Genomic DNA, 263 nt, shown 5'->3' with positions numbered 1-263 from the left:
CAGATCGAGCGTGTCGCCCTTCGGCGTGCCGTAGATCACGCTGCGCAGGCCGGTGCGAACGATCTGCACTGGCACAGCCTGGTCTTTGTCGGTGAGCAGCGTCACTTCGGCCTGTAGCGGGAACACGCGGGTAACCTGGCCGATCACGCCGTCTTCGTTGACGACGGGCGATCCGTTCTGGATGCCTTGCTGCGCGCCGCGATTGATTACGACCTTCTGCGTGAACGGATCGCGTGTGTCGTACTGGATTTCCGCAGGCAGCG

The 263-nt window shown here is 63.1% G+C and carries 1 protein-coding gene; it reads right to left on the bottom strand.

The window, feature by feature from the left end; genetic code table 11:
* On the bottom strand, window positions 1-263 hold a 263-nt coding region (mreC, locus tag R0J87_RS21555), incomplete at both ends, for a rod shape-determining protein MreC (RefSeq protein WP_498888851.1).

Origin of the sequence: Halomonas sp. SIMBA_159 (genome assembly GCF_046536035.1) — a bacterium.
Taxonomy (GTDB): Bacteria; Pseudomonadota; Gammaproteobacteria; order Pseudomonadales; family Halomonadaceae; genus Vreelandella; species Vreelandella venusta_A.
This window is presented reverse-complemented; position numbering and strand designations above follow the sequence as displayed.